The following is a 5404-nucleotide window of genomic DNA, read 5'->3' as shown; positions in this document are numbered from 1 at the left end:
TTAGTAAATAAGATGCGTTCGCCCTGGTCCTTCCAGGGAACCCAATTCGCCACTCTTGAGAACAAGCCTAATTTCATACCCACTTTCGATATTGAGCTTGTCTCTGAGGGTCTAACCTCTTCAATTAGCTAAAAACACTACAATTTTTTGTGAAGATTAAAAAATCAATTTAGCGATGACGTAATCGGCTGCCGTACGCGATCGCACAGGCGCGGTAGTCCCACGGGTTTTCTAGGTTATGCTGACTTCATACCCCAGTTTGGGATGCTCAATGGTAAATTTTGATTAGATGCTCAACATAGTTAGGGGTATGCTGTGTGGTTTTGGGAAAAGGAATCGGTTGAGTACGAGGTATTTTAAAAATACGAACCAGCGCTCTTAACTATCGGTGTTAATTTTGCAGATGCCGAAGTCCAATACGCTCTTGCTTGAGTATGCCAGCCCAGTACCTGTTTATCGATAATGACTTTTTCGTGAACAGCGAGTCGCTGTTCACTGGAGCTAGTGGCTCTTTATCCATTGTGTGTGATTGGTTAGTCTGCGATCGTGCTAGAAGAAACAGGTTTGCTTGTGGAAGTTGGTTCGTTGATTCGTCTTGGTTGGCGTATGCCTGGAGATTTTGGGCAGCCGCACACCACTTATCATCTCCAGTTTTATTGCACGGTTGTCGGTGGAACGTTGCAAGAGTTGCATGAAACAACGAAGATTGGGTACTACTATATATGGTCTATCAATAGATGGCATCTCGATCATCAGGTTGAAGCCGAAGCAGCACACCAGTATTGGCGCAATCAACGCAGTCAGGGCTAGGTATGTGGTGACTCATCAGTGTAATCTGTCGCCACGGGTACGAGTTTTCCTTGAGTTTTTAAATAGCTATTGCAGTCAGTTTTTGGGAGAGATGGAGAAGAACTTGAAGAAGATGGCATGAAGAAAATAGAACCAATCAAAAATAAAACACCCTCTGATAAGTGCAGTAGAGACATGGGTGAAAAATGTTGAGCAATCTCAAACATTGAATCAATTAGAAACAAACAAGAACCGAGCAAAAATAACCAACTTGCGATCAAAATTCGTTTTTCCACGCTAATTATCCTTCGTTAAATCGTTTAGGAATTGAAGTGTTCAAGGGAAGATTCCTGTGCTGGTTTTGTAACTTCCCTTTCATAACACTTTGTAACGAGATCGATTACAATTACAATTTAAGAGAATCTAAAAGCTCTGGAATACTTGAATCTTGCCCGTTTGTCAAAATCTTGCTGTCAGTTTTGGAATGACTCAAAACTCCTATGGCAAAGACATCTCAGGTCAATAGCACCCCGCCACACAAGTCAGAAATTCCTATCCCAATCATGTCCAGTGAAACCCTTGGCTGGCAACCACTGCTAGTTGAGGAATTTCAGCAACCTCCTGGGGGAACCGATCTACCAGAAGCCTGGGCAGGACACTCCATCGCGCTTTGTTTAGCCCCTCGTCCCCATCGCATCTCTCAAGTGGTGGGAGATCGCCGCTACACTGGTCTTTACTCAAAAGGCGATATCTCAATTACTCCGGCTGACATTCCTGCATCCTACCGTGCAGAAGGGAACGATCACTATCTTCACGTCCTAGTGCCTACCCAATTTTTTCAATCCGTTGCCCAACAAACAGCAGAACTTGACCCCACTTGCCTGGAATTAGTAACGGAATTTCGTATGCGCGATCCTCAACTAGAGCAAATCTTGATGCTGCTTAAGGCAGAACTCTACAAAAGAGGTGACGGCATTGGGCGGCTTTATGTCGAATCCCTGGCAAATGTGTTAGCCATTCATTTATTGCGGGAGTATTCCAGCACCCAGCCCCGTATCCCACGGCATCCAGGAGGCTTGGGCGATCGCCAACTCCTACAAGTCTCGGAGTACATTCATGCCCACCTCGATCAAGAAATCAAATTGGTTGATCTTGCCAATGTTGTGTCGGTGAGTCAATTTCATTTCAGCCGCCTGTTCAAACAATCAATGGGAATGTCTCCACATCAGTATTTGGTGCAACTGCGAGTGGAGCGAGCTAAACAGTTATTGAAAACATCGAAATTGGCGATCGCACAGATTGCGCTTCAGTGTGGATTTAACAGCCAAAGCCACTTAGGCAAGGCATTCCGAGAAGCAACCGGAATGACTCCTAGTGATTATCGCCAGCACTAAATCAAGAGCGTTATTATCAGGTAACTGAGGCAAGAGTTGCTCAAAAACACAGTCAGTAGACCAAAAAATTTTGCCAAACCCTAAAAATAAAATATAAAAAGCGATTATGACCCATTTATAACGTTGTGGGCGTTTTTATCCCAGGTTTTAGATACGGATAAAACTTGCCATAATGCTGTGAGTAAAATAATTGCTCCTAAAAGCTGGTGAAGAAGTAAAAATTCCGTCAACAGATACAAGCGGATATTGTCACTACTTCGTAGCTTAATGTGGTCGGCTGGAACTACTTACACCACTCCTCCATTACGCTTAGAGCCTGTCAAGAAACAACTTTTACAATTTATTATCTAGAAAGCTTGTTGAGAAAGCATTTCTGGCTCAAAAGAGGCAAGGTTGTTACATGACTTGCTCTTATCACTGCAAGGTACTTGCCACCATTTAATTAACTTTATTCCCTCTCTTATTAGCAGCAACTCCTCAAAAACGCCTCCGAATTTATTTCACTTTGCTAAAAGTTATTGCTCACAAGGTCGTTCCCTCGCGCCCAGGTAGAAGTTGTCCACCAAATAATCCTCGTAGGCTGTTGTGAACAAATTCTTGAATCGTGTAGGGGGTTGCTCGCATCCGAGCCAAGGCAAATAAGCCAACCGTGGTGCCAAATAGAGCATCAGTTGCAGCCGCAACTGATGCGGCGCGTGGTAAATCCTCCTCTCGTTGAGCGTGATTCAAATGTTGGGTAAAAAAGTCCTTAATTAATGTGACCTCCTGATCAAGAGTTTGCTGAAGTTCAGAAGTTGGAATCTCCGCAGACATTAACAAATTCATTAGAAAACATCCCCGTCCCATCCCCTGAGTTGTCGCATGTGCGATCGCTTTATTGAAGTAATCCACGATTGCATTCATCCCTTGATGGGATGTTTGGTAGTTTGCTCGGAATTTCTGCTCATACCGCTCAAAGGCAGTATTCAACAGCACCTCTTTTGAGCCAAACGCATTGAACAAGCTCCCGCGCTTGATTCCCAAATACTGAGCTAGCTCATCTAAAGACACAGCACTATACTCATGCTCCCAAAAATACTCACACAGCTTTTCGGTCACGGCATCTGCATCAAATGATCGAGGTCGAGGCATGATCATGAATCAATTAACGAACGAATAGAATTTTATTCTTGACGAATTCGACAAAAACTCTTATTCTTGTCCATATCGACAAAAACAAAAGCTGAGTTTAGTGTAGCTCATGATGAAATGCTTTAGCGATTCAATGTGAAGGAATAGCGCGATGGAACGATGGTTGGAAGTGACCACAATCCAGTTGTGGCAACGTTGAATTCCCGATAGCGATTTCTAAAAAACAGAGCATCGCACAGCAGATATATTCATCACAGTGAGGAGTCATTGAATGCTAAAAAACTCGTTTACTTCTCTCTCCACCATTGCTCAGGTTTTGGCAGAATCATTTGCTGACGATCCCAGCTTTGAGCAAGTCTTCCCTCAAACTCCTGATCGTTCATCAGCTATCCGTGCGTTTTTTGAGCCATTTGTGGCAGATGCTAGCAAACGCGGCAAAATTATCATGGCGCCTAATTCGCAAGGTGTTTGCATTTGGTACCCGGCTGAGGTAGAAATTTTTGACGAACGATTTGAGCAAATGGTGGTGGAAATTATTGAGATCATTGTCAAGATTGCTGGAACAGAAACAGCACAATTTTGGCAATATCTGATCGAACAAGTTGGGAGACACGAACCGCAGCAACACCATTGTGAAGTGTTTTTTCTTGGGCTGAAGCCATCTGCACGGGGAAAAGGCATCGGTCAAGGTTTACTCAAACCTGTCCTCGATTACGCTGATGAGAACCAAGTTCCCTGTTATCTTGTTTCCTCAAATGCTCGCAATATCTCCTTCTACGAGCGATATGGATTTGCAAAATATTGCTCCATCAAGATTACCGACACTTACTCTATGACGGGCATGTAGCGGGATTTTGTTAATCGCTAACAATCTCATCCAATCTATTTGCGTTGAGCGAATGTCACCCGCTATTGCTGGTACACGACTGGCGATCGCTACACTCAAGAGCGGATGGGTGCTTTCCTGTAAGCATAAAGCGAGCAACTTGCTCATCTTATGCTTTCAGTGACAATACTCGGGCACAACACAAAATAAGATACCCTTATCTTTTATCCGACTAAAACTACGATTAAAATATACTCTCCCCCAGACACTACACTTTCACCAATATGCGATCGCGGGGTGCATATTGGCAACGGAATCAAAACTATTGCGCTGCCGATAAATTTTGTTTGTCTTTGGTATCGCCTTTGATGCGTAATCCAGCGATACAGGCTTACATGGTCCTAACTTTTAGTTATACTTAGCCGTAACTTATTATAGGCACAATTCAACTATAGCTTTGACTGAGTGCAAAGATAGTTTACAAAAATTGCTCAAACGGTTGCTATAGGGCGTGTTTTAACCAAGTATTGAGGTATTGCTGCTGAAAAATGCATTCGGAAAAATTTTCTCCCTTGCTTCGTGCCTGTTCTTCAATCTATGACCGAATAAGGGAGAATGTAGATTAAAGAAAAGCGGATTGGAATATTACACGAGCTACTAGCTCTTAAGCAGGAAAAAATCTCCAATTTACCCTCTAATATCAACAATAAATCTACAATCTGCAATTGGTAATCTGCAATATGCAATCTGCAATCCGTTGACATTCGGATCATGGATAACTGCAACTGCCTTGATGGTCAACCGTCTGAGAATACAAATTGCCTACTTTAAATTAACTACAAAAATCATCCACCCGAATATCCCGCCAGACATCAGAAACCTGCCAGCCAGAGTTGCCCACAGATTGTACTGGAGGATTGTCAAGGAATGGAATATAATCGGGAACTCTTGGCTCTGAAATCGCTACTGGTTTTTCCTTAACCACAGGGGCAGTAGAATTGACAGTATCAGTTTGAAGAAGTTGGTCTTCTGCTTCTTCGATTAATTTCATCTGTTTTAGGGTAAGCTTGTCGGATTTTTTGATGATTTTTTTTGTCTGTATCTCATTAGAAGTATTCATTGGCTGTTCCCTCGAAGGCATTGGCTTAAAATTTGGACTAAAGTAGACCTCTTGCAAAATTACTTTTATGTTATAGTCAAGGGTTTGCATTTTGGAATTGCTAAATTTAACTCATAGTTATAAATTGCTGCTAGTAAGTTACAA

General features: G+C 42.7%; 6 protein-coding genes. 3 read left to right on the top strand and 3 right to left on the bottom strand.

The genetic code is table 11. The features are described from left to right. Positions 1-546: 546 nt before the first annotated feature. Positions 547-810, top strand: a complete 264-nt coding sequence (locus tag H6G26_RS38030; RefSeq protein ID WP_190736849.1) for a hypothetical protein — start codon at positions 547-549, stop codon at positions 808-810. Here the strand turns inward: H6G26_RS38030 and H6G26_RS38025 are convergent. Further along, the gene (locus H6G26_RS38025; RefSeq protein ID WP_190736847.1) at positions 807-1085 is read right to left on the bottom strand and encodes a hypothetical protein; all 279 of its coding nucleotides are present in this window, start codon (positions 1083-1085) and stop codon (positions 807-809) included. The genes H6G26_RS38030 and H6G26_RS38025 overlap by 4 nt on opposite strands. A 204-nt stretch (positions 1086-1289) precedes the next feature. On the opposite strand from H6G26_RS38025, the gene H6G26_RS38020 reads away from it, so the two are divergent. Next, positions 1290-2183: a helix-turn-helix domain-containing protein gene (locus tag H6G26_RS38020; RefSeq protein WP_190736845.1), complete on the top strand. Its 894-nt coding sequence runs from the start codon at positions 1290-1292 to the stop codon at positions 2181-2183. A 522-nt stretch (positions 2184-2705) separates the two neighbouring features. Here the strand turns inward: H6G26_RS38020 and H6G26_RS38015 are convergent. Further along, a complete protein-coding gene (locus H6G26_RS38015) occupies positions 2706-3314 on the bottom strand; it encodes a helix-turn-helix domain-containing protein (protein ID WP_190736843.1) in 609 nt (202 codons plus the stop codon). A 271-nt stretch (positions 3315-3585) separates the two neighbouring features. Here H6G26_RS38015 and H6G26_RS38010 point away from each other — a divergent pair, with 271 nt between their 5' ends. Further along, a complete protein-coding gene (locus H6G26_RS38010; RefSeq protein ID WP_190736841.1) occupies positions 3586-4161 on the top strand; it encodes a GNAT family N-acetyltransferase in 576 nt (191 codons plus the stop codon). 811 nt (positions 4162-4972) lie between these two features. Here H6G26_RS38010 and H6G26_RS38005 read toward each other — a convergent pair. Then, a complete protein-coding gene (locus tag H6G26_RS38005) occupies positions 4973-5260 on the bottom strand; it encodes a hypothetical protein (RefSeq protein WP_190736839.1) in 288 nt (95 codons plus the stop codon). Positions 5261-5404 lie beyond the last annotated feature (144 nt).

Origin of the sequence: Nostoc sp. FACHB-888 (genome assembly GCF_014696655.1) — a bacterium.
GTDB lineage: Bacteria > Cyanobacteriota > Cyanobacteriia > Cyanobacteriales > Nostocaceae > Nostoc.
The sequence above is the reverse complement of the archived record's forward strand: the minus strand, read 5'-3'. Positions and strand labels throughout refer to the sequence as shown.

Excerpts from the sequence above, each read along its gene's own strand:
- H6G26_RS38015 (WP_190736843.1), bottom strand. The coding sequence starts at position 3,314 with ATGCCTCGACCTCGATCATTTGATGCAGATGCCGTGACCGAAAAGCTG.
- H6G26_RS38010 (WP_190736841.1), top strand. The coding sequence starts at position 3,586 with ATGCTAAAAAACTCGTTTACTTCTCTCTCCACCATTGCTCAGGTTTTG.
- H6G26_RS38020 (WP_190736845.1), top strand. The coding sequence starts at position 1,290 with ATGGCAAAGACATCTCAGGTCAATAGCACCCCGCCACACAAGTCAGAA.
- H6G26_RS38005 (WP_190736839.1), bottom strand. The coding sequence starts at position 5,260 with ATGAATACTTCTAATGAGATACAGACAAAAAAAATCATCAAAAAATCC.